26 protein-coding genes are annotated in these 21,565 nt (G+C 51.2%); 25 read left to right on the top strand and 1 reads right to left on the bottom strand.

Features of this window, described 5'->3' with window-relative positions; genetic code table 11:
- Positions 1 to 8: 8 nt before the first annotated feature.
- The 23 genes from H8S80_RS15940 to pgeF all read left to right on the top strand — a co-directional run bounded on the left by H8S80_RS15940 (position 9) and on the right by pgeF (position 17,283).
- Positions 9 to 779, top strand: coding sequence for an ABC transporter permease (locus H8S80_RS15940; RefSeq protein ID WP_025529298.1), 771 nt, complete (start codon positions 9 to 11; stop codon positions 777 to 779).
- Complete coding sequence (locus H8S80_RS15935; RefSeq protein ID WP_117633312.1) at positions 752 to 1,546, top strand: ABC transporter ATP-binding protein; 795 nt, start codon at positions 752 to 754, stop codon at positions 1,544 to 1,546. The genes H8S80_RS15940 and H8S80_RS15935 overlap by 28 nt, the downstream gene beginning before the upstream one ends.
- Positions 1,547 to 1,596: 50 nt before the next feature.
- Positions 1,597 to 2,721 carry an ABC transporter substrate-binding protein gene (locus H8S80_RS15930; RefSeq protein WP_117633313.1) on the top strand — a complete coding sequence of 375 codons (1,125 nt, stop codon included), beginning with the start codon at positions 1,597 to 1,599 and terminating at the stop codon, positions 2,719 to 2,721.
- Between the two features lie 14 nt (positions 2,722 to 2,735).
- Positions 2,736 to 4,334: a sensor histidine kinase gene (locus H8S80_RS15925; protein WP_117633314.1), complete on the top strand. Its 1,599-nt coding sequence runs from the start codon at positions 2,736 to 2,738 to the stop codon at positions 4,332 to 4,334.
- On the top strand, positions 4,294 to 4,971 hold the full coding sequence (locus H8S80_RS15920; protein WP_002603954.1) for a response regulator transcription factor: 678 nt from the start codon (positions 4,294 to 4,296) through the stop codon (positions 4,969 to 4,971). The genes H8S80_RS15925 and H8S80_RS15920 overlap by 41 nt, the downstream gene beginning before the upstream one ends.
- A gap of 213 nt (positions 4,972 to 5,184) precedes the next feature.
- A complete protein-coding gene (locus H8S80_RS15915) occupies positions 5,185 to 5,553 on the top strand; it encodes a VOC family protein (RefSeq protein ID WP_117633315.1) in 369 nt (122 codons plus the stop codon).
- A 50-nt stretch (positions 5,554 to 5,603) separates the two neighbouring features.
- Positions 5,604 to 6,320 (top strand): alpha/beta fold hydrolase, encoded by a 717-nt coding sequence (locus H8S80_RS15910; protein ID WP_117633316.1) that lies wholly within the window; start codon positions 5,604 to 5,606, stop codon positions 6,318 to 6,320.
- On the top strand, positions 6,310 to 6,873 hold the full coding sequence (locus tag H8S80_RS15905; protein ID WP_025529303.1) for a cyclase family protein: 564 nt from the start codon (positions 6,310 to 6,312) through the stop codon (positions 6,871 to 6,873). The genes H8S80_RS15910 and H8S80_RS15905 overlap by 11 nt, the downstream gene beginning before the upstream one ends.
- Before the next feature lie 24 nt (positions 6,874 to 6,897).
- Positions 6,898 to 7,524: a hypothetical protein gene (locus H8S80_RS15900; protein ID WP_117633317.1), complete on the top strand. Its 627-nt coding sequence runs from the start codon at positions 6,898 to 6,900 to the stop codon at positions 7,522 to 7,524.
- A gap of 12 nt (positions 7,525 to 7,536) precedes the next feature.
- Positions 7,537 to 8,058, top strand: a complete 522-nt coding sequence (locus tag H8S80_RS15895; protein WP_025529305.1) for an O-acetyl-ADP-ribose deacetylase — start codon at positions 7,537 to 7,539, stop codon at positions 8,056 to 8,058.
- A 16-nt stretch (positions 8,059 to 8,074) separates the two neighbouring features.
- Positions 8,075 to 9,364, top strand: coding sequence for a hypothetical protein (locus H8S80_RS15890; RefSeq protein ID WP_147338567.1), 1,290 nt, complete (start codon positions 8,075 to 8,077; stop codon positions 9,362 to 9,364).
- Between the two features lie 95 nt (positions 9,365 to 9,459).
- Complete coding sequence (gene ylxM, locus H8S80_RS15885; protein ID WP_002603961.1) at positions 9,460 to 9,810, top strand: YlxM family DNA-binding protein; 351 nt, start codon at positions 9,460 to 9,462, stop codon at positions 9,808 to 9,810.
- Between the two features lie 25 nt (positions 9,811 to 9,835).
- Positions 9,836 to 11,185, top strand: a complete 1,350-nt coding sequence (ffh, locus tag H8S80_RS15880) for a signal recognition particle protein (protein ID WP_002603962.1) — start codon at positions 9,836 to 9,838, stop codon at positions 11,183 to 11,185.
- A 90-nt stretch (positions 11,186 to 11,275) separates the two neighbouring features.
- Entirely contained in the window at positions 11,276 to 11,518 is a 243-nt protein-coding gene (gene rpsP, locus H8S80_RS15875; protein WP_002603963.1) for a 30S ribosomal protein S16, read from the top strand.
- A 51-nt stretch (positions 11,519 to 11,569) separates the two neighbouring features.
- Complete coding sequence (locus tag H8S80_RS15870) at positions 11,570 to 11,797, top strand: KH domain-containing protein (protein WP_002603964.1); 228 nt, start codon at positions 11,570 to 11,572, stop codon at positions 11,795 to 11,797.
- A gap of 87 nt (positions 11,798 to 11,884) precedes the next feature.
- Complete coding sequence (rimM, locus tag H8S80_RS15865) at positions 11,885 to 12,397, top strand: ribosome maturation factor RimM (protein WP_002603965.1); 513 nt, start codon at positions 11,885 to 11,887, stop codon at positions 12,395 to 12,397.
- A gap of 10 nt (positions 12,398 to 12,407) precedes the next feature.
- Positions 12,408 to 13,202, top strand: coding sequence for a tRNA (guanosine(37)-N1)-methyltransferase TrmD (gene trmD / locus H8S80_RS15860; RefSeq protein ID WP_002603966.1), 795 nt, complete (start codon positions 12,408 to 12,410; stop codon positions 13,200 to 13,202).
- A gap of 101 nt (positions 13,203 to 13,303) precedes the next feature.
- Entirely contained in the window at positions 13,304 to 13,651 is a 348-nt protein-coding gene (gene rplS, locus H8S80_RS15855; protein ID WP_002603967.1) for a 50S ribosomal protein L19, read from the top strand.
- 231 nt (positions 13,652 to 13,882) lie between these two features.
- Positions 13,883 to 14,434: a signal peptidase I gene (gene lepB / locus H8S80_RS15850; protein WP_002603968.1), complete on the top strand. Its 552-nt coding sequence runs from the start codon at positions 13,883 to 13,885 to the stop codon at positions 14,432 to 14,434.
- 9 nt (positions 14,435 to 14,443) lie between these two features.
- Positions 14,444 to 15,292, top strand: coding sequence for a ribosome biogenesis GTPase YlqF (ylqF, locus tag H8S80_RS15845; RefSeq protein WP_117633320.1), 849 nt, complete (start codon positions 14,444 to 14,446; stop codon positions 15,290 to 15,292).
- An 80-nt stretch (positions 15,293 to 15,372) separates the two neighbouring features.
- Positions 15,373 to 16,014 carry a ribonuclease HII gene (rnhB, locus tag H8S80_RS15840; RefSeq protein ID WP_002603970.1) on the top strand — a complete coding sequence of 214 codons (642 nt, stop codon included), beginning with the start codon at positions 15,373 to 15,375 and terminating at the stop codon, positions 16,012 to 16,014.
- Between the two features lie 11 nt (positions 16,015 to 16,025).
- Entirely contained in the window at positions 16,026 to 16,367 is a 342-nt protein-coding gene (locus H8S80_RS15835) for a YraN family protein (RefSeq protein WP_117633321.1), read from the top strand.
- Positions 16,368 to 16,425: 58 nt separating this feature from the next.
- Positions 16,426 to 17,283 carry a peptidoglycan editing factor PgeF gene (gene pgeF / locus H8S80_RS15830; protein ID WP_002603972.1) on the top strand — a complete coding sequence of 286 codons (858 nt, stop codon included), beginning with the start codon at positions 16,426 to 16,428 and terminating at the stop codon, positions 17,281 to 17,283.
- A gap of 175 nt (positions 17,284 to 17,458) precedes the next feature.
- Here the strand turns inward: pgeF and H8S80_RS15825 are convergent, their stop codons facing one another.
- A complete protein-coding gene (locus H8S80_RS15825; RefSeq protein ID WP_117633322.1) occupies positions 17,459 to 18,667 on the bottom strand; it encodes a ribose-phosphate pyrophosphokinase in 1,209 nt (402 codons plus the stop codon).
- A gap of 207 nt (positions 18,668 to 18,874) precedes the next feature.
- Here H8S80_RS15825 and H8S80_RS15820 point away from each other — a divergent pair, with 207 nt between their 5' ends.
- Together H8S80_RS15820 and der are read left to right on the top strand one after the other, a co-directional pair.
- Positions 18,875 to 20,242 (top strand): DUF512 domain-containing protein, encoded by a 1,368-nt coding sequence (locus tag H8S80_RS15820; RefSeq protein WP_002603974.1) that lies wholly within the window; start codon positions 18,875 to 18,877, stop codon positions 20,240 to 20,242.
- Positions 20,235 to 21,563, top strand: coding sequence for a ribosome biogenesis GTPase Der (gene der, locus H8S80_RS15815; protein WP_002603975.1), 1,329 nt, complete (start codon positions 20,235 to 20,237; stop codon positions 21,561 to 21,563). Before H8S80_RS15820 ends, der begins: the two co-directional genes overlap by 8 nt.
- Positions 21,564 to 21,565: the final 2 nt, after the last annotated feature.

The following is a 21,565-nucleotide window of genomic DNA, read 5'->3' as shown; positions in this document are numbered from 1 at the left end:
GAGCGGCCATGAAATGGATCAAAATAAAAAACAAGAGGGTCTGGTCTCTCATTTCCCTGATTATGTGCCTGATGGTTTGGCAGCTGATCTCCGTGTCGGAGGCGGGAGCCGTGTTCGCCTCTCCGAAAAAGACGCTGATGGCATTTATCACCATGGCGAAAAGCGGGGCAATCTGGGTTCATATCGGTTACAGCCTGTTCCGGGTCATCACCGGTTTTTTACTGGGACTGGCCGCCGCTGTTCCCATTGCATTCCTGATGGGCTGGTATAAGACTGTGCAGTATCTGCTTGAGCCTGTGGTGCAGTTCATCCGGACGATTCCGCCGATTGCCTATATTCCGCTGGTTATCGTAGCGCTTGGTGTGGACGAGTCCTCCAAAATTATGGTGATTTTCATTGCTACATTTCTCGTCATGGTAATTACGATTTACCAGGGAGTTAAAAATGTCGATTCCACACTGGTAAAGGCGGCCAGAGTTCTGGGGGCTAACGACAGGGATATCTTCTTCCATGTCGTGGTACCGGCGTCGTTTCCGTTTGTGCTGACCGCTATACGCCTCGGTCTTTCTGCCGGGCTTACCACACTGATCGCTTCGGAACTGACGGGAGCCAGCAAGGGGCTGGGGACAATGATTCAGGAAGCCAGCATGTATTTCCGGATGGACGTTGTTATCATGGGAATCATGGTGATTGGAATCATCGGTCTGGTGCTTAACAAGATCGTACATATTCTGGAAAGGTGGCTGACAGGATGGCAGGAAACTCATCAGGCGACGTGATTGTAAAGATTGATCATGTGGAGAAAATCTATCAGGGCAGGAGCGGCGAGGTAGTGGCCCTAAACGGCGTGGACATGGAGATCAGAGAAAATGAATTCGTCTGCGTGGTAGGCCCCTCCGGCTGTGGAAAATCGACGCTTTTGAATATCATCGCGGGCCTGGAAAGACCGACGTCAGGCCGGGTCTGTGTGAAGGGAAAAGAGGTGGTAAATCCGGGGAGCGAGCGGGGCGTTATCTTCCAGCAGTACGCGCTGTTCCCGTGGCTGACCGTAAAAAAGAATGTCAAATTCGGATTGAAGTTAAGAGGTGTGAAGGAGCCGGAACTGTCTGAGATTGCTGATAAATATATCCGGCTGGTAGGCCTGGAGGAGTTTGGAGACAGCTATCCCAAGGAACTGTCAGGGGGGATGAAGCAGCGGGTGGCGATTGCCAGGGCCTACGCGGTGAATCCGGAGATCCTTTTAATGGACGAGCCGTTTGGAGCGCTTGACGCCCAGACCAGAACACAGCTCCAGACGGAACTGCTGGAGACGTGGGAGAAGGAGAAGAAGACCTGCTTTTTTATCACACACGATGTGGAGGAGGCGATTATACTGGCCCAGCGGGTGGTTATCATGAGCGCCCGTCCCGGACGGGTTAAGGAAATTGTGCCGGTAAATATTCCCTATCCAAGAACGCAGGAAACGAAGATGACGAAGGAATTTCTGGATTTAAAGGTTCATGTCTGGGGACAGGTGTACAGGGAATTTTTGGAAGTACGGAAATAAGGGTTTACAACAATTCACGAGAAAGCTAAGATGGAGAAGGAGGAAAGAATATGAAAAAATTACCAATCGGTCTTCTGACCGTGATGCTCTGCGGATTACTGGCGGGATGCTCCGGAAATGGCGGACCGCAGCAGAATGCGGAGACGAAGGCGCCGGAAGCAATGACAGAGGCAAAGCAGCAGGCAGAAGCGAATCCGACGACAGAAGCAGCCGCTGCAGAAGCGGCAAAAGGCCAGGAAACAGCAAAACCGGAGACGGTAAAGCTGAGAGTCGCGTACCATCCGAATTTTGGGGGAAACAACCTTTATATCACCGCGGAGAAGAACGGCTTTTTTGAAGAAGAAGGGCTCATAGTGGAGCCGGTTAAATTTACGGCTGGTCCGCAGGAGATTGCTGCCATGGTGGCCGGAGATGTGGATATCGGTTATATTGGCCACGGCGCCACGTTTTTGGCCGTACAGCGTCAGGTAAATGTCTTTTTGACGGAGTTTTTGGGAAATGGAGATGAACTTTTAACGTATAAGGAATCCGGCATCACATCGCTGGAGGATTTAAAGGGAAAAACCATTGCCACAGCGCCGGGGACATCGGGGGAAACGGTCTTAAAGCTGGCTTTGGAGAAAGCAGGCTTAAGCCGTGATGATGTCAGAATCGTCAATATGGACGCAGCTGGCATGGTGGCTGCAATTGTGGCCAAGAAGGTGGACGCCTGTACACTCTGGCCGCCGCAGACCAGTGAAGTTCGAAAGACCATGGGGGAAGAGAATGTTGTAAGACTGACCACGATCGGCGATTTCAGAGACCAGTTTGCATTCCCGGGCCACTGGGTGGTAACGCCTAAATATATGGACGCGCATCCGGATGTCATGGTACGATTTTCAAGGGCCATGCTGAAGGCGATGGACTACCGCAAGGAACACCCGGAGGAAACGGCGGAAAACGTAGCTGAGTTTATCGATGCGCCGCTCGATGGTGTTGTGGCGGAGATGAACGACATCGATCTGTTCGATGCGGATTACTGTTACCAGGTTATGACCGACAAAACGGCGGCAAAATGGTATGATGCGCTTCAGAATTTATATGTACAGGACGGCAAGGTGGAGAAAACCGTGCCGGTAGAGGAATGGTTCTGCCCTCAGTTTGCCAAAGAAGCGTACGAATCCCTGCATAAGTAAACGGAGAATAAACGATGCTAATCATTATGATGGCCTTAATTGGCGCGGTAGCACTGATTGTCGTAGGGCTGCGCCGGGATAAGATATCTCTTCTTATTCTGGCGCTGTGCGGAAGCTTTATCTCCATGCTCGCGGGAATCGTGATCTATACGGCCAAGATCGGCGGCTTCTCGCGGAACCAGCAGATTCTTTTGTTTCTGCTTCCGAATATTCAGCAGTATTTGCAGTACCTTCCCATTACCCTTGACGTGCAGGGCTATGCAGCAGCAGTGGGAAGGTGCTGCTTTCCCTGCGTTCTGCTCCTGATTGCCCTGAACTACTCCATGAGCACCCTGGTGCGCAGACACATCAGAAAATTAAGGGTTCTGGTTTACTTTGTGGTGATCTGGCTGGTCTATTATTATCCGGCAGTCTTTCGGATGGGAGTGAGGGGGCGGTGGAAGCTGCAGCGCTTCATGGGAGTGATGGCGATGGTGTGGATTATGGCCTGCCTTCTGCTGGCGCTCTGTCTGCTGCTTCATGAGTACCGCAGTATTTCCATTCCGTATTTTAAGAAGAACTTCCGGTATATCCTGCTTTCGTATATCAGTATGGCATTCCTGTATATTATCTATGGATTACAGGACCCCGCGCAGATTTACCAGTATTACAGCCTGGAGTTTTTGTGGATCTGGCGGGGAAGCTATACGGCGGGAATCATGTATTCCATCTCCTGGGCGGCTCTGATTCTCTGCTCTGTATTTTTTGTCATATTGGGTTCCGTCAATCTTTTGCGCTATACACAGATTACCTATCATCAGGATAAGGAAAGCTCTCCCCGTATCCGTTCTGCGGAGAACCGGGAAACCGTATCGCTGCAGAGCAGATTTGATCAGACGAGCCTTGGGGCCTCTGTGTTTGTGCACAGTATGAAGAACCAGCTGCTGGCAAACCGGATTCTGAATAAGAAACTGGGGCAGGCGCTTAAGGAGGATTCTCCGGATCTGGAAAAAATCAGGGGTGTTGCGGCCCAGCTGAATCAGCTCAATGAGTCGATGGTGACACGGATGGAAGATTTGTACCGCGCTATCCGCACAAACTCCATTCTGCTGACACCTGTCTCCGTGCGTGAGATTGCGGAGGCGGCCATGGGCCGTTTTCATCAAAAATATCCGGACAGGGCTGCCGCAGTAGCGCTCTGCGATGAGGGGCTGATACTGGCAGATAAGGAGCACCTGGCCGAGGCGGTCTATAATCTGCTCTGCAACGGGCAGGAGGCGATCGCGGAAGCCGGACGAGAGTCTGTGGCAGATCTGCGGCTGACAATCCGGAGACAGCGCCTTTATACCGTGCTGGAGGTTCATGATAACGGAAAGGGGATTTCCAGAACCGACCGGCTGAAGATCTATGAACCGTTTTATACCAGCAAAAATACGAGCTATAACTGGGGGATGGGCCTCTATTATGTACGGAATATTGTAAAGAGCCACTACGGCACCCTTAGGATCGAAAGCCATCCGGAGACGGGTACCAGTTTTTTTATCATGCTGCCAAGCTACGGAACGGAAGATACAGGAAAGAGAGGTGGAAGCCGTGGAAAGGAAAATAAGAATTCTGGTCGCAGAGGATTTTGACCTCCTTCGTGAAGACCTCTGTGAATTCCTTGATTCTCAGGAGGACATGGAGGCAGCAGGCAGTGCCGGCGGAAAAGAAGAGATTGTAAAGCTGGCGCGGAAGATGGAATTTGATCTGATTCTGATGGATATAGAGATGGAGTATTTGACTTCCGGAATTGAGGCGGCCGAACAGATACGGAATGAAAAGCCGGAGGCACAGATTATATTTTTGACGGCCCATGACACGAATCAGATGATCTACACGGCGATGGGGGCTGGAGCTGTGGATTATATCGTCAAGGGATGCCCGGATGAAGAACTGCTTTTCCACATACGCAGTGCCTTTTCCGGTAAGCCGGTGATGGAGGCCAAAATTCAGAAAATGCTGATGAGCGAGTATTCCAGGCTGAGGCGAAGCGAGCAGAGCCTGTTGTTTTTCATTACCAATGTAGGACAGCTGACTCCTGTCGAACGGGAACTGGTGCGCCTGCTGCTGCAGAATTACAAAGTGGGGCAGATTGCCGAACTTCGTGTTGTTGAACTGGTTACGGTAAAGACTCAGATCAAGAGCCTGCTGAGAAAATTCAACTGCACGAGAACAAAGGAAATTGTGAACCTGATACATGAACTGAAATTGGAGCATTTGTTTCTATAGCCGTCAGACGGACAGGGGTAAAAGCCTTCCGGGGACGGCTTTTGTTGTGCAGTCCAATCTGAAATCTGAAATAATGGGCGCAAATATATAGAGAATAATAGCTTCGTGTGATATACTGATTTTATCCCGCAGAGGCTTTTTCGCCGGAAGAATTGCGGGATTGGAAAAACATGCACAGGAAAGACAGAATCAATAGGATAAGGAGAAAAGAATATGACAGCATTTAACCATTTTAACTTCAACGTTCTCGATCTGGAAAAGAGTCTTGCATTCTATAAAGAGGCATTGGGCCTCATGCCGGTTCGTGAGAAGGAGGCCTCCGACGGTTCCTTTAAACTGGTTTACTTAGGAGACGGCAAAAGTGATTTCACACTGGAACTGACGTATTTGACGGACAGGAAGGAACCGTACGATTTAGGAGAATGTGAGTTCCACCTGGCGTTTGCCACGGATGAGTTCGACGCGCTCTATGAGAAACACAAAGCAATGGGCGTTATCTGCTTTGAAAATACGGGTATGGGAATCTATTTTATCAGCGATCCGGATGGATACTGGATTGAGATCGTTCCGGCCAGGGGATAAGCGGAGTATTTTTTCAGACATGCTATCATATAGAAAGAGGAGGGGATCAGATGGAACTACATGTCAATGGCGTCAAATTATATTACCGCGTTTCGGGCCATGGTCCGGCCGTGATCCTCGTTCACGGGAATGGGGAAGATCATTCCATTTTTGATGAGACAGCCGCGCTGCTAAGCTGCGATTATACCGTTTACGCCCTGGATTCGCGGGGGCACGGAAAGAGCTCGGCGGTGGAGACGCTGGGCTATCAGAACATGGCGGACGATGTGGCTTCGTTCATTCGGAAGCTGGACATCCGAAAACCGGTGTTCTGCGGCTTCAGCGACGGTGCGATCATCGGAATGCTGGTGGCTGAGCAGAATCCCGGCCTGCTGTCGAAGCTGATTCTCTGCGGCGGCAATGCCTATCCACAGGGAATAAAGGAAAAATGGTTTCAGCTGTTCCGCCTGATCAGCCATTTCGACAGGGATCCGAAGATCCGGATGATGTTGGTGGAGCCGCAGATCACAGAGGAAGAGTTAAAACGGATTGCAGAGCCGGTGCTTATTCTGGCCGGAGAGAACGATATGATCAAGGAAGAGCATACCCGCTATCTGGCTTCGAAGATACCGGACAGCCGACTCGTCATTCTTCCGGGGGAAAACCACGGCAGCTATGTGGTGCACAGCAGAAAACTGTACCATCTTATAAAGAAGTTTCTTGCAGAGAAGTTCCCGGCAGATCTGACGGGAAAATATGGACAGGGAGGAACTGCACATGCTGATTGATTTGACGGTGGAAGTCACGCCAAAGGCTGCGGCGGATGCCCAGGGCAATGAGAAGAAGGCGCTGACGGGTCATCTTGGGACTCATTTTGATGTGATGGACCGGGAGTTTCCGCTGGAATACGTGAAGCGAAAAGGACTGGTCTTCGATGTCAGCCAGATCTCCGGCCGTGATATCGAGTCCGGAGATATCTTCCTGGACCGGGTGGAGGCGGGAATGTTTGTGGCATTTTTCACAGGATTTCTGGAGCGGACCGGATATGGAACCCCGGTTTACTTTAAGGAGCATCCGCAGCTTTCGGATGAACTGATCGACCGGCTGCTGGACCGGGGCGTATCCATCATCGGTATCGACTGCGCAGGAATCCGGCGCGGTGCGGAACATACGCCGAAGGATCAGTACTGCGCGGACCGGAATACCTTTGTGGTGGAGAATTTATGCGGTTTATCCAGGCTCCTGGAGGGAGAAATGGCCGCGGAGGCCACCATTTATACGTTCCCTGTGCGTTTTAAGGGCATGACGGGGCTTCCGTGCCGCGTGGTAGGAGAGCGATGAGTATTTCATGCTCAGGAGAATAGAATGGACAGACGAAAGAAAATAATATGGATACTGACCGGCGCGGCCATTCTCGTCCTGGCTGCGGCAGCACTTCTGGTATGGAGGCACAGAGGCGGAGGCGGGGAAGGCACAACGATTCAGAGCACAAAGGTACATCCGCTGCCGGAGGCGGTCTATTATCTGCAAAAGGATGAGGAGTGGGCGGCTGACCCGCTGGGAGAATCCCGCTTTACCATGGGCAGCTCCGGCTGTCTCGTTACCTGTCTGGCCACACTTTTTGATCTGTATGGAGAGTCCGTGACACCGGGAGAGCTGAACCGGCTCTTTACGGAACAGGGCGTTTACAACGCATCCGGGGACGTAATCTGGGGAAATATCTCTTCCGTATATCCGGAAGCCACGGTAACGGTTTATAAAACGGTAGATGAACAGGCGATTGAGGCGGCTCTGGATCAACAGCAGTATCCGCTTGTCAGGGTTAAGAATCTGGGAGACGGATACTGGCACTGGGTGCTGCTGCTGGGAAGCGGTGACGATGGCTACTTATGCATGGATCCGCTCTACAGTGAAAAGGAGGCCAGACCCTTAAGCGCCCATGGAAATACCGTGTATTCCTGGCGGCTTGTGACGCTGCCGGTGAAGGAATAGAAGGAGGCGCACATGACGGCGAATACGGAAGTCACGACCATGCTGGGGGATATTACGAAGGTGGAAGGCCTGGATGCGATTGTCAATGCAGCCAATTCGTCTCTTCTGGGAGGCGGAGGCGTGGATGGAGCGATCCATCGGGCGGCCGGAAAGGATCTTTTGTTCGAGTGCAGGCTGCTGGGCGGCTGTAAGACGGGACAGGCGAAGCTTACGCGTGGATACCGCCTTTCCTGCGGCCATATTATTCACACGGTGGGACCGGTCTGGAACGGGGGATCGAAAGGGGAAGCCGAGCTTCTGGCATCCTGTTACAGAACCTCCCTGGAAGTGGCGAAACAGAACGGAATCAGAAGGATTGCATTTCCGTCCATCTCCACCGGAATTTACCGTTTCCCTGTGGATCTGGCGGCGGTGACGGCGGTGAGGGAAGTGAGACGCCGGATTGAAGAGTATCCGGATGCCTTCGATCTGATTTTATGGGTATTGTTTGACGAAAAGACGAAGAGGGCCTATGATGCGGCCCTGGCAGAATAAGGCGGGAGGCTCTGTGATGGCGAAGCAGGACCAGATACGGACGTTTCTGTCTGTGACAGTGGATTTAAAAAAACAGGTCCCCTATCAGGAGACGGTGAAGTGCCTTCTGGAATTCCTGGAGGAACAGGGGCTCGCTCCCGGGCGGATGATGTTTGCGTTTCAGGATGTGCCGGACACGGCTGCCCCTGTCTTTGCACGGACGGCCACAGGAAAGATGGGGAAAGCATTTCCGCAGACAGGTAAGTATTTAAGGCCGGGTGGTTTAGCAAAACCGCATATCACGACTACGTCTAATTTCCCGGCTGTAAAAGGACTGGCATACCGGATTCCGGAAACGGATGAAGAGCTGACTCCGGAGCTGTTTACTGCGGTGACGAAGAAGATTCCGAGGCCGTATTCGTTTTACAGCGCGGCTGTCATTCTGGATTCCATTCCGTGGTTCGGAAACACGAATCCTGTCCCGGCGCTTTCGGACCTGCTGGCAGATGCAGACTGTGCGCTGGATTCCGTTGGAAATAATTACAGTGCGGACTGTACGTATTACCAGTCCGACTGCATCGTTCTTGACCGGCGTTTCGACTGGGGAACCTCCTGCAATCCGGTTCATCTGCGGTTTGAGGTAACTCCGCCGTCCGGTATGGAGGGCATTTCCCCCAATGGCCTGTCCAGAGCGGATGAGATAGTCTGCCGATTTGTGAAACGGTACGGCGGACAGGCAGGGCTGCGGCAGATGGTCTGCTGTTTTTCTCCTGAGAGAATGGAGCGTATCTGTCAGGCGTCTATGGAAATGAACCGGTTTCTGGAGGAGCGGAGCAGGGAGTTTGGCCGGCTTTCCATGCCCAGCCGTATTCCTTATGGGATGGGCGCATACCTCTGTGCCTCCGAGGTAGAGGAAGCTGGTTTTAAAGTTCCGCCCTGCAGCCGGTTTTTCAAAAAAGTTCTGGAAAACATGGGATACATCTGGAGACATCCGGATATTGGCGGCCTCTGTGATTTTGGAAAGATTACAGAGCATGGGAATTTTGCACTTAACGTGCGGCCCTGGTTTCAGAAGAATCATCTCCAGGTGGCCCTGGACTGCGCAGGTTATAATTTTTCGATCAGCCAGATGCTTTTTCGAGACAGGATCTGCCGCTCCTTAACGGATCTGGAATTGTACGCAGAGGATTTAAAACGGATTCTCTGCTTATGGGAGGAAACCGTGATACCGGAAATCAGACGGTTGTTCGGAGACACTCCTAAATGGTATATCCACTCCGTTTCCAGTGATTGTTACGTGGGACGCGTGATCAGAAATCAGCCATAAAGGCTGTTGCGCGGGGCGTAAAGAAAAAAACAGGGTGTAAAGAAAAAATACTTGACACCCATAAAAAAGTAGTGTATGATAGCACAGGTGATGATATGGAAAAGATTGCAAGACAGGGCCTGCTGTATGATTTTTACGGCGCGCTTCTGACAGAACACCAGAGACAGGTTTACGAGGACGTGGTGCTGTATGACTTATCCTTAAGCGAGATCGCGGAGGAACAGGGCATCAGCCGTCAGGGAGTCCATGACCTGGTGAAGCGGTGTGACAGGATTCTGGAAGATTATGAAGAGAAACTTCATTTGATGGAAAAATTCGGAAATACGAAACGTCTGGCCAGAGAGATCCAGAGTCTGGCAGGAGAATTTTCCAGAACGGGCGACAGGAATCTGCTCCGGCGCATCGAAGAGATATCGGGCGAAATCATCGACCTGGAGGCTCATTAGAAAGGGTAGATCAGGAGGACATTAGATGGCTTTTGAGAGCTTATCCGATAAATTACAGAATGTATTTAAAAATTTAAGGGGCAAGGGACGCTTGACAGAAGCGGACGTAAAGGCAGCCTTAAAGGAAGTGAAGATGGCTCTGTTAGAGGCCGACGTAAGCTTCCGGGTAGTAAAACAGTTTATCAGCGCTGTACAGGAGCGGGCGGTTGGACAGGATGTCATGAACAGCTTAACTCCGGGACAGATGGTAATAAAGATAGTGAACGAGGAGCTTGTCAAGCTGATGGGTTCCGAGACCACTGAGATTCACTTAAAACCGGCGAATGAGATCACGATCATCATGATGGCAGGTCTCCAGGGCGCGGGTAAAACCACGACCACAGCCAAGATAGCCGGCAAATTAAAGGCCAAGGGAAGAAAACCTCTTCTGGCGGCGTGTGACGTCTACCGGCCGGCTGCCATTAAGCAGCTGCAGATCAACGGTGAGAAGCAGGGCGTTCCGGTGTTCTCCATGGGAGAAAACCACAAGCCTGCGGACATCGCGAAGGCGGCGGTGGAACATGCGTCAAAGAACGATCAGAATGTAGTAATCCTGGATACGGCCGGACGTCTTCATATCGATGAAGACATGATGAACGAGCTGGTGGAGATTAAGGAAGCCGTGGAGGTTCATCAGACGATTCTTGTAGTCGATGCCATGACAGGTCAGGACGCGGTCAATGTGGCCGGTATGTTCAATGACAAGATCGGTATTGACGGAGTTATCTTAACCAAGCTGGATGGCGATACCAGAGGCGGCGCGGCACTTTCGATCCGGTCTGTAACCGGAAAGCCGATTCTGTACATCGGTATGGGAGAAAAGCTGTCCGATTTGGAGCAGTTTTATCCGGACCGTATGGCTTCGAGAATCCTCGGAATGGGCGATATCCTTTCTCTGATCGAGAAGGCGGAGAGCCAGGTGGATGAGGAGAAGGCGAAAGAGCTGTCTCAGAAGCTGCGGAAGGCCGAATTTGATTACAACGATTTCCTGGATCAGATGAACCAGATCAAAAAGATGGGCGGCATGTCGAGCATTATGAACATGATGCCTGGTATGGGACAGATGAAGGACGTGGAAGTGGACGAAAAGGCCATGGACCGCGTGGAAGCCATCATCCTGTCTATGACGGACAAGGAACGGACGAATCCGGACCTCATGAAGAACGCTTCCAGAAAACAGAGGGTCGCCAGAGGCGCCGGTGTTGATATCAGTGAAGTCAACCGGATCGTTAAGCAGTTCGACCAGATGAAGAAGATGATGAAGCAGCTTCCCGGCATGATGGGCGGCGGTAAGAAGAAGGGCGGATTATTCGGCAAGTTCAAGATGCCGTTTTAATTGGATCAGAGAAGTTAGCAAGGCAGTTTTACTGCATTGACTATAGATACGCAGTATGCGAAAACACAAATATTCAAGGAGGTGAATCACATGGCAGTAAAGATGAGATTAAAGAGAATGGGACAGAAGAAGGCTCCTTTCTATAGAATTGTAGTTGCAGATTCCAGATCCCCAAGAGATGGCAAGTTCATTGAAGAGGTTGGTTATTACGATCCGAACACAGATCCGAGCGTAATCAAGTTCAACGAAGAGTCCGCTAAGAAGTGGTTAGCAACAGGTGCTCAGCCAACTGAGAAGGTAAGCAAGCTTTTGAAAATCGCCGGCATCCAGTAGTTTAATAGGAAAGTCCCCCTTACAACCGTTTGGGGGAAAGTGGTGAAGCATATGAAAGAATTAGTAGAAGTAATTGCGAAAGCACTGGTTGATAATCCAGACGAGGTTGCTGTTACCGAGTCTGTGAAAGACGACGAAATCGTCCTTGAACTTACGGTAGCGCCTTCCGATATGGGTAAAGTCATCGGCAAGCAGGGCAGGATCGCTAAGGCTATCCGTTCTGTAGTAAAAGCAGCAGCTTCCAAAGAAGACAAGAAGGTTATTGTAGAAATTCAGTAGCCAATACGTAAACGAAGACCGCCGGCCTGTCAGGAAGACGGTCTTTTCTATATCATGGCAAAGTGTTATTTGCAAGGGAGAAAAATGATGGAACAGGTACTGAGAGTTGGCGTTATTTCCTCTACACACGGTGTCAAAGGGGAGGTCAAGGTTTTCCCAACGACAGATGACGCGGCACGTTTTAAAAAGCTGAAGCAAGTGATTCTGGATACGGGAAAAGAACAGCTGAAACTGGAAATTGAGGGTGTTAAATTCTTTAAAAATATGGTTATACTGAAGTTTAAGGGATATGACACAATTGAAGATATAGAGAAGTACAAGGGAAAAGACATTCTTGTCACGAGAGACCAGGCGGTGAAGCTGGGGCCGGATGAGAATTTTATTGTTGACCTGATCGGTTTAAAGGTGGTGACTGAGGACGGGGAACCGTTCGGCACCCTGACGGATGTCATTAAGACTGGCGCTAACGATGTGTACGAGGTGAAGACGGCGGAAGGGAAGGAAGTCCTTTTGCCCGCCATCCGGGAGTGCATCCGGAACGTGGATTTAGAGGCGGGAGTGATTACGGTCCATATTATGGACGGACTTCTGGACTTATAAGGAGGAAAACATGAACTTCCATATACTGACTTTATTTCCCGACATGGTGTTAGACGGCCTTCACACCAGCATCATCGGCAGAGCCGCGGAGAATGGCCTGATTTCGATTGAAGCCATAGATATCAGGGAATACTCGACGGACAAGCACCGGCATGTGGACGATTATCCGTACGGCGGCGGCGCGGGCATGGTGATGCAGCCGATGCCCATCTGTGATGCCTATGACGACCTGTGTGACAGAATCGGAAAGAAGCCCCGGGTGATTTATCTGACCCCGCAGGGCACTGTCTTCAGCCAGAAGATCGCAGAAGAGCTGGCAGCCGAGGAGGAACTGGTATTTCTGTGCGGCCATTACGAGGGCGTGGATGAGCGCGCCCTGGAGCTGGTGGCCACGGATTACCTGTCCATCGGTGACTACGTTCTGACCGGCGGAGAGCTGCCGGCCATGGTTATGATCGACTGCATTTCCCGCCTCGTTCCCGGCGTGCTGAATAACGATGTCTCAGCGGAGTTCGAGTCCTTTCACGACAATCTTCTGGAATATCCGCAGTACACCAGGCCGGAAGAGTATAAAGGCCTGCGGGTACCGGAGGTTCTGCTTTCCGGCCACCATAAGAATATCGACACCTGGCGGAGGGAACAGTCCATCAAACGGACGTATGAGAGGCGGCCTGATCTGTTAAAGGATGCGGTGCTGTCGAAAAAGGAACAGGAATATCTGGAGAGTCTGGCGAAGAAGCCGGAAAATCAGGATATTCAGGAAGAAAATTGCAAAAAGGGACTTGCAATCGACAATTCTTTATGATAAAATATTAGACGTTGTGACGCAAGGAGATGGTCCTCTGTTACGGATTACGTCAGTATGAAGTATTAAGAACATCAAATATAATCAAGGAGGTTCACACGATGAACGACATTATCAAGAATATTGAAGCAGCACAGTTAAAGCAGACAGTACCGGAGTTCCACGTTGGCGATACCGTTAAGGTATACAACAAGATCAAAGAGGGAACCCGCGAAAGAATCCAGATTTTCGAGGGAACTGTTATTAAGAGACAGAACGGCGGCGCAAGAGAGACTTTCACAGTAAGAAAGAACTCCAACGGCATCGGCGTTGAGAAGACATGGCCATTACATTCTCCTTCTGTAGATAACATCGAAGTGATCAGAAGAGGTAAAGTAAGAAGAGCGAAACTGAATTACTTAAGAGACAGAGTAGGTAAAGCTGCTAAGGTTAAAGAGTTAGTGAAATAATTTGTGCGTAAGCAATGAGCAGTGCAAAAAAGGATAAAACCAAATTTGTGTTGTGCTTGCACATAAGCAGATTTGGTTTTGTCCTTTTTTATAGGGCGAAGCCCGTGACCGAGATGGAGCGGCAGCGGAATCGAGGTGCACTGCGGACTAATGGGCAAATCAGGATTCTGGAAGATGTGAGGGGGACAATGAAAATTGTCCCTTTCTTAATAGATGGGATGTGCATAAAGAGTGGAGTTTTATAACAGTGAAGAGAACAACCGGATCCGCCATGTGGTTAACTGGATTGTAGACATTACCGTTGTGATCGCGTTTGCATGGTTTATTGTTTATGCATATGGGACCCAGATTCCGATTGCAGGACATTCCATGACTCCGCTTCTGCAGTCGGAGGATGTAGTACTGATGGACCGTCTGTCTTACGATTTCGGGAAGCCGGACCGTTTTGACGTGGTGGTGTTTGAACGGGAAGACCAGAAGATGAACGTAAAGCGCGTGATCGGTCTGCCCGGTGAGACCGTGCAGATTAAGGGCGGTCAGATTTATATCGATGATGAGTTAATTGAACAGCCGGAAGGAGCTGGCAGCATTTCGCTGGCAGGTATCGCGGAGAACCCGGTAAAGCTGGGGGAAGACGAGTATTTCCTTTTAGGCGATAACAGAGACAGCAGCGAAGACAGCCGTTTTTCCAATGTGGGCAACGTGAGCGGAAAGCAGATTCAGGGAAGAGTCTGGATCCGGATTGCACCATTGGCGAATCTGGAGCTGATTCGTTCGAAATAGAGGTAGATGATGAATATACAGTGGTATCCGGGTCATATGACCAAGGCCAAAAGGGCCATGAAGGAAGATATCAAATTAATCGATTTAATTATAGAGCTGGTAGACGCCAGAGTTCCGCTTTCCAGCCGGAACCCGGATATTGATGATCTTGGAGCGGGAAAGGCGCGGCTGATCCTGCTTAACAAGTCCGACCTTGCCGATGAGCGCTGTAACCTTAAGTGGGCCGCTTACTTCCAGGAGAAGGGGTACTTCGTGGTAAAGGTGAACTCCAAGAGCGGAGCCGGTCTAAAGGCGATTAACGGAGTCGTGCAGGAAGCGTGTAAGGAAAAGATCGAGCGCGACCGGAGACGGGGAATCTTAAACCGTCCGGTTCGTGCCATGGTGGTGGGAATCCCCAACGTGGGCAAGTCCACGTTTATCAATTCCTTTGCCGGCAAGGCATGCGCGAAGACCGGAAACAAGCCGGGCGTGACGAAGGGCAATCAGTGGATCCGGCTTAATAAGAGCCTGGAGCTTCTCGATACCCCTGGAATTTTATGGCCTAAGTTTGAGGATCAGGTGGTGGGAATCCGCCTTGCGCTGATCGGGTCGATTAACGACGAGATTTTAAATAAAGATGAACTGGCGCTGGAGCTGATCCGCTTCCTTCAGAAGAAGTATCCAAACGTGCTGGAAGACAAATACCAGACGGATGCTTCCGATGCAGTGGGAATTCTAAACCAGATCGCAAAGGCCAGAGCGTGCCTTTCAAAAGGCGGAGAGCTGGATCTTGCAAAGGCTTCCCGTCTTCTGATCGATGATTTCCGAAGTGGAAAGCTGGGGAAGATCACTCTGGAGCTGCCTCCGGAATTGCCGTAACAGTTCAGACGGCGGGAAGATGAGTCGTCTGAACTGCTGACAATTACCTTCAGAGATTACGAAAGCGGAGTGAACCTACGATGAGAAAGTTAAGCGAAGAAAAACTGGCTGCTGAGCGGGAACGCTTAGAGCTTATGAAAAGCTACGAAAGGCAGTATGAGGATAGTGTCCTCGTCTGTGGAATCGATGAGGCCGGCAGAGGACCTCTTGCAGGGCCGGTTGTGGCCGGCGCGGTGATCCTTCCGCGGGACTGTGAGATCCTGTTTTTGAATGATTCGAAGAAGCTGTCGGAGAAGCGGCGCGAGGAACTGTTTCTGGAGATCCAGGAGAAGGCGGTGAGCTTTGCCGTCGGAGTGGTCGGACCGGAGCGGATCGATGAGATCAATATTCTTCAGGCCACGTATGAGGCCATGCGGCTGGCAGTCAGCCAGCTTACCTCTGTCCCGCAGGTGCTTTTAAACGACGCGGTGACGATTCCGGGACTGGATATCCCGCAGGTCCCGATCATCAAGGGCGATGCGAAGAGCGTTTCCATCGCGGCGGGCAGCATCATGGCAAAGGTTACGAGGGACCATATGATGGCAGAGTACGACAAGCTGTTCCCGGAGTACGGCTTTGCAAAGCATAAAGGCTACGGAACGGCGGCGCACATCGCGGCGCTTAAGGAGATCGGTCCGTGTGCTATTCACCGGAGGAGTTTTATCAGGAATTTCGTGGACTGATGGGGAACTGAATGAATAAGCGTGAGATTGGCAGCGGCTATGAAGAGATGGCGGCTGCCTATTTGATAGAACAGGGCTATAAAATCGTTGTCCGGAATTTTTCGGGCCGGCGCGGGGAGATCGACATCATCGCGCGGGACGGGGAGTACCTGGTCTTCGTCGAGGTGAAATACCGGCGGGATGAGAGACAGGGCAGCCCCGCGGAGGCGGTGGACTACAGAAAACAGCAGCACATCCGCCGCGCAGCGGAATACTATTTATACAAAAACCGGGTCAGCGAGGCCATGCCGTGCCGCTTTGATGTGGTCGCCATCCTCGGAGACCGGATCACGCTGATCCGTGACGCATTTTGACGCCTCGCAGGATACTGGCTGTGAATAGCCGCTCTGACTATACAGGAGGTTTTATTTTATGAACAATATATGGAAGCGAAAACAGGAACTGCCGGTGCTTGAATGCCGGATGGCGGATGGCGTTCCCTATCTGTCTTTTCCGATGCTGGAGAAGACCGGCATCGTGCGCCACGGGTTTTCCACCCGCATGGGAGGCGTGAGCACCGGCGTGTATGCTACCATGAATTTCGCATTTTTAAAGGGGGACGATCCGGACCATGTGCGGGAGAATTACCGCAGGATGGCGAAGGCGATCGGCGTGGATGAGGAGAGAATGGTACTGTCCTGGCAGACTCACACGACCAACATCCGCAGGGTGACGGAAGACGATGCGGGCAAGGGGATCACCAGGGAACGGGACTATCAGGACATCGACGGCCTGATCACGGATGTGCCGGGTATGACGCTGGTGACGTTTTACGCGGACTGTGTGCCGCTTTACTTTCTCGATCCGGTCCATCGGGCCATAGGCTTAAGCCACTCCGGCTGGAGAGGAACGGTGGCCCGTATGGGCCAGGTGACGATGGAAGCCATGGGCCGGGAGTACGGCTCGAAGCCGGAGGACATTATCGCCTGCATCGGCCCCAGTATCTGTCAGGACTGCTACGAAGTGGGAGAGGAAGTGGCTGCAGAATTTCGCCGGGCATTTTCGGAAGAATACTGGCCGGAACTGCTTCGGGAGAAGCCAAACGGAAAGCTTCTGCTGAACCTCTGGCGTGCCAATGAGATTGTCCTTCTGGAAGCGGGAGTAAAGGCGGATAATATCCAGATTACCGATATCTGTACCCACTGCAATCCGGACTACTTATTTTCCCACAGGACGATGGGAAATGAGAGAGGAAATTTAGCGGCATTTCTTTCTATAAAAGAATCGTAAGGAGCATTTGCCGAAACAGAAGAAGGAGTTTGGCAAGCCGGACTCTCGCGCCGGAGGATTTTTATTTCACAGCCTGGACTCTTCTTTGAAATAAAAGAACCCCTCCGAAACGGTCGTGATACCGTCTGAGGGGTTCTTGCATATGCCGCCTGAGCAGCCTTTCGGGAGACTGCAGCTACAGGATCGTCTGATAGTAATCGTATCCGTCGCTGTGGCGTTTTTTGAGCAGATTCTGAATCTTTTCCGTAGGGGAAAGCGCAGTGCTGATCGATACGTCGTGGTTCAAGGAATTGATGATGGCGGCGATATACTTGCTGATATCGGCCTCCACATACCATTCGCGGCTCAGCAGCTCCTTCGGGCGGTAGCTTAAGTTGGTCGTCACGACCAGATCGATGTATTCCTTTGCATAGTATTCGTCGAACTTGTCCAGGCCGTTTGTAAAGAGTCCGAAGGTACAGCAGACGATAACCTTTTCCGCTTTGCGTTCCTTTAACTCCTTGGCAGTGTCCAGCATGCTCTCGCCGGAGGAGATCATGTCATCCACGATGAGAACGGTCTTGCCTTCCACGGAAGCGCCCAGGAACTCATGAGCTACGATGGGATTGCGTCCGCCTACGACTCTGGAGTAGTCCCTTCTCTTATAGAACATACCCATGTCCACGCTTAAGTTGTTGGCCAGATAGACGGCGCGGTCCATGGCACCCTCGTCCGGGCTGATGACCATGAGATGATCCTTGTCGATGGGCAGATTCGGATAATGGCGTAAAAATGCCTTTACAAACTGGTAGGTCGGCATAAAATTATCGAATCCGTGAAGCGGTATCGCATTCTGCACACGCGGATCATGAGCGTCAAAGGTGATGATGTTGCTGACACCCATGGCGGTCAGCTCTTCCAGCGCCATGGCGCAGTCGAGGGATTCACGCTTGCTTCTCTTGTGCTGGCGGCTCTCATAGAGAAACGGCATGATGACATTGACACGGTGTGCCGTAGCCGAGCAGGCGCCTATAATTCGCTTTAAATCCTGGAAATGGTCGTCCGGAGACATATGATTGGTATAACCATTGACGGTATAGGATATGCTGTAATTAGTGATGTCCACCATTGCAAAAATATCGGTACCTCTGACGGACTCTTTGATGATGCCTTTGGCTTCACCGCTTCCGAAACGGGGACAGTCGCAGCTAAGAAGATAAGAATCGACATCGTATCCACGGTAGTGGAGATCGGCCTCGCGCCGCTTTAATTCCTCGATATCGTTTCGACGGAAATCTACGATATGGTCGTTGACTTTTCCTGCCAGTACCCGGCAGCTCTCCAGTGCCGCGATCTTTAGCGGTGCAACCGGCAGCTGGTCATTAAATACATAATCATTTGCCATGATAATGAAATCCTCCATAAATTAATAACAGGCAGTCCCGTAAGACTGCCCAGTTCTAATCTTACATCCATTTATACCATTCTTCGACACAATGCGTCAATAGCAATTCTTACATTTCATGGAAAAAAACAAAAAAGGCTTTCTTTACAAAGATTGATAATATTGTTATGATAGAGAAGATAAAACAGAAGGGAAACAACAGAAAATATGAGCAGAAAAGGACATAAAATAGGGGCTGTGGATCCCGGGTCCATCGCGGAGGCGCTGGAACTGGAGCCTGGCGACTGCGTGTTGTCGATAGACGGCCATGAGCTGGAAGACATTTTCGATTATGAATATTATATTAACAGCGAAGCCATCGTCATGGAGGTCAGAAAGGCCGACGGCGAGGAGTGGGAGCTGGAGATAGAAAACGGATATGAGGACCTGGGAATCACCTTTGAGAACGGCCTGATGAGTGAGTACCGCTCCTGCCGGAATAAATGCGTGTTCTGCTTCATCGACCAGATGCCGCCGGGGATGCGTGAGACGCTGTATTTTAAGGACGACGATACCAGGCTGTCCTTCTTGCAGGGAAATTACGTGACGCTGACCAACTTAAGCGATTACGATGTGGAGCGCATCATTAAGTTCAAGCTGGCTCCCATCAACATCTCGGTGCAGACGACCAATCCCGAGCTTCGCTGTGAGATGCTTCACAACCGCTTTGCCGGACAGGCATTAAAGCGGATCGATGAGCTTTACGAAGCCGGAGTCCCCATGAACGGCCAGATCGTTTTATGCAAGGGCTTAAATGACGGGGAGGAGCTGGAACGGACCATAAGAGACTTATCGAAATATCTGCCTTATATGGAGAGCGTTTCCGTGGTTCCCGTCGGACTTTCCAAGTTCCGCGACGGACTCTACCCGCTAAAGCCCATCGAAAGGGAAGATGCTGCTAAAACCATCGACTTAATCGAGCGGTGGCAGAAGAAGCTCTATGAGGAACACGGAACCCATTTTATTCACGCCAGCGACGAGTTTTACATTCTGGCGGGACGTCCGCTGCCGGAGGAAGAACGGTATGACGGATACATTCAGCTGGAGAATGGCGTCGGGATGCTGAGGCTCCTGGAAGAGGAGGTTGAGTCCGCGCTTCAGGAACTGCAGGGAGACGGCTTGGAGGAGGAGATTTCCATCGCCACCGGACAGCTGGCGGCCCCGTTTATTGAGCGCCACGTGAATTCCGTCCGCAGGAAATACCCGAACTGCACGATTCACGTGTATCCGATCAGGAATTACTTCTTCGGGGAGCAGATCACAGTGGCCGGACTGGTCACCGGGCAGGACCTGATCGGCCAGCTTAAGGATAAGCGTCTGGGGTCGAGACTGCTGCTTCCGGAGTGCATGTTCCGCAGCGGCGAAGAGGTGTTTCTGGACGATATTACCCGCGGCGAATTACAAAAAGCTTTACAAGTAAAGGTAGATATTGTAAAATCAAGCGGTCAGGATTTTGTACAGGCCGTACTTCATCCTGTGGAAGAGGGAAGCCCTTCCTATGAAGGATATGAGTTAAAGGAGATTTCATATGAGTAAACCAGTTGTTGCCATCGTAGGCCGTCCCAACGTCGGGAAGTCTACGTTGTTTAATGTATTAGCCGGAGATACGATATCCATTGTTAAGGATACTCCCGGTGTCACAAGAGACAGAATCTATGCCGACTGTACGTGGCTGGATAAGAATTTCACCCTGATTGATACGGGCGGAATCGAGCCGGACAGCAGCGACATCATCCTGTCCCAGATGAGAGAACAGGCGGAGATCGCCATCGCGACTGCGGACGTCATCGTCTTCATCGTGGATGTGCGCCAGGGCCTGGTGGACGCGGATTCCAAGGTTGCCGACATGCTGCGCAAGTCCAAGAAGCCGGTCGTTCTGGCTGTCAATAAGGTGGACAGCTTCGAAAAGTTCGGCAACGATGTATACGAGTTTTATAATCTCGGCATCGGCGATCCGGTTCCGGTTTCGGCCGCTTCCAGACTCGGCCTGGGCGAGCTGCTCGATGAGGTGGTCAAATACTTTGGCGAGAGCACAGAAGAGGAAGAGGAGGATGACAGACCGAGAATTGCCATCGTCGGTAAGCCCAACGTCGGCAAATCCTCCATTATCAACCAGCTGGTGGGAGAAAACCGCGTGATCGTATCCGATATCGCTGGAACCACGAGGGATGCGGTGGATACGGAGATCGTGTATAACGGGACGGAGTACGTCTTTATCGACACGGCCGGACTTCGCCGGAAGAGCAGGATTAAGGAAGAACTGGAACGCTACAGCATCATCCGTACAGTAACCGCGGTAGAACGCGCAGATGTGGTGGTGGTGGTGATTGACGCCACAGAGGGTGTGACAGAACAGGATGCCAAGATCGCCGGCATCGCCCATGAGCGCGGAAAGGGAATCATCGTTGCCGTGAATAAATGGGATGCCATCGAAAAGAATGATAAGACTATTTACGAATACACCAATAAGATTAAGGATACGCTGGCCTTCATGCCGTATGCGGAATACGTGTTCATCTCGGCGAAGACGGGACAGAGGACGAACCGCCTGTTTGAGCTGATTGACATGGTGAGACAGAACCAGACGCTTCGCGTCGCCACGGGTGTGTTAAACGAGATCATGACGGAAGCGGTAGCCTTACAGCAGCCGCCGTCGGATAAGGGAAAACGCCTGAGACTCTACTATATTACACAGGTAGCGGTGAAGCCGCCGACGTTCGTCATCTTCGTCAATGACAAGAATCTGATGCATTTCTCCTACACGCGGTATATCGAGAATAAGATCAGGGAAGCCTTCGGGTTCAAGGGAACCTCTCTCAAGTTTATTGCCAGAGAGCGCAGCGGAAAGGAACAGTAGGG

Source organism: Hungatella sp. L36, assembly GCF_014288035.1.
Note: the sequence above shows the minus strand (reverse complement) of the source record. Positions and strands in the feature narration are given on the sequence as shown.

Coding starts and splice junctions, on each gene's coding strand:
- H8S80_RS15940 (WP_025529298.1), top strand. CDS start 9: ATGAAATGGATCAAAATAAAAAACAAGAGGGTCTGGTCTCTCATTTCC.
- H8S80_RS15935 (WP_117633312.1), top strand. CDS start 752: ATGGCAGGAAACTCATCAGGCGACGTGATTGTAAAGATTGATCATGTG.
- H8S80_RS15930 (WP_117633313.1), top strand. CDS start 1,597: ATGAAAAAATTACCAATCGGTCTTCTGACCGTGATGCTCTGCGGATTA.
- H8S80_RS15925 (WP_117633314.1), top strand. CDS start 2,736: ATGCTAATCATTATGATGGCCTTAATTGGCGCGGTAGCACTGATTGTC.
- H8S80_RS15915 (WP_117633315.1), top strand. CDS start 5,185: ATGACAGCATTTAACCATTTTAACTTCAACGTTCTCGATCTGGAAAAG.
- H8S80_RS15910 (WP_117633316.1), top strand. CDS start 5,604: ATGGAACTACATGTCAATGGCGTCAAATTATATTACCGCGTTTCGGGC.
- H8S80_RS15905 (WP_025529303.1), top strand. CDS start 6,310: ATGCTGATTGATTTGACGGTGGAAGTCACGCCAAAGGCTGCGGCGGAT.
- H8S80_RS15900 (WP_117633317.1), top strand. CDS start 6,898: ATGGACAGACGAAAGAAAATAATATGGATACTGACCGGCGCGGCCATT.
- H8S80_RS15895 (WP_025529305.1), top strand. CDS start 7,537: ATGACGGCGAATACGGAAGTCACGACCATGCTGGGGGATATTACGAAG.
- H8S80_RS15890 (WP_147338567.1), top strand. CDS start 8,075: ATGGCGAAGCAGGACCAGATACGGACGTTTCTGTCTGTGACAGTGGAT.
- ylxM (WP_002603961.1), top strand. CDS start 9,460: ATGGAAAAGATTGCAAGACAGGGCCTGCTGTATGATTTTTACGGCGCG.
- ffh (WP_002603962.1), top strand. CDS start 9,836: ATGGCTTTTGAGAGCTTATCCGATAAATTACAGAATGTATTTAAAAAT.
- rpsP (WP_002603963.1), top strand. CDS start 11,276: ATGGCAGTAAAGATGAGATTAAAGAGAATGGGACAGAAGAAGGCTCCT.
- H8S80_RS15870 (WP_002603964.1), top strand. CDS start 11,570: ATGAAAGAATTAGTAGAAGTAATTGCGAAAGCACTGGTTGATAATCCA.
- rimM (WP_002603965.1), top strand. CDS start 11,885: ATGGAACAGGTACTGAGAGTTGGCGTTATTTCCTCTACACACGGTGTC.
- trmD (WP_002603966.1), top strand. CDS start 12,408: ATGAACTTCCATATACTGACTTTATTTCCCGACATGGTGTTAGACGGC.
- rplS (WP_002603967.1), top strand. CDS start 13,304: ATGAACGACATTATCAAGAATATTGAAGCAGCACAGTTAAAGCAGACA.
- ylqF (WP_117633320.1), top strand. CDS start 14,444: ATGAATATACAGTGGTATCCGGGTCATATGACCAAGGCCAAAAGGGCC.
- rnhB (WP_002603970.1), top strand. CDS start 15,373: ATGAGAAAGTTAAGCGAAGAAAAACTGGCTGCTGAGCGGGAACGCTTA.
- H8S80_RS15835 (WP_117633321.1), top strand. CDS start 16,026: ATGAATAAGCGTGAGATTGGCAGCGGCTATGAAGAGATGGCGGCTGCC.
- pgeF (WP_002603972.1), top strand. CDS start 16,426: ATGAACAATATATGGAAGCGAAAACAGGAACTGCCGGTGCTTGAATGC.
- H8S80_RS15825 (WP_117633322.1), bottom strand. CDS start 18,667: ATGGCAAATGATTATGTATTTAATGACCAGCTGCCGGTTGCACCGCTA.
- H8S80_RS15820 (WP_002603974.1), top strand. CDS start 18,875: ATGAGCAGAAAAGGACATAAAATAGGGGCTGTGGATCCCGGGTCCATC.
- der (WP_002603975.1), top strand. CDS start 20,235: ATGAGTAAACCAGTTGTTGCCATCGTAGGCCGTCCCAACGTCGGGAAG.